The following is a 219-nucleotide window of genomic DNA, read 5'->3' as shown; positions in this document are numbered from 1 at the left end:
TGCTCCTGTTGCTCCCGTTGCTCCTGTCGCTCCTGTTACACCCGTTGCTCCTGTTATTCCTGTTATTCCTGTTATTCCCGTTATTCCCGTTGCTCCTGTTACACCCGTTGCTCCTGTTACACCCGTTGCTCCTGTTGCTCCCGTTGCTCCTGTTGCTCCTGTTGTTCCTGTTGCTCCCGTTGCTCCTGTTGCTCCTGTTGTTCCTGTTGCTCCTGTTGC

The 219-nt window shown here is 53.9% G+C and carries 1 protein-coding gene; it reads right to left on the bottom strand.

Annotated elements, in window-relative coordinates; translation table 11 throughout:
• The coding region (locus RT27_RS32080) for a hypothetical protein (RefSeq protein WP_043939471.1) at positions 1–219 on the bottom strand (219 nt) is incomplete at both ends.

This window comes from Bacillus sp. L_1B0_5 (assembly GCF_000836715.1).
In the GTDB taxonomy this organism is placed as follows: domain Bacteria; phylum Bacillota; class Bacilli; order Bacillales; family Bacillaceae_G; genus Bacillus_A; species Bacillus_A thuringiensis_S.
This window is presented reverse-complemented; position numbering and strand designations above follow the sequence as displayed.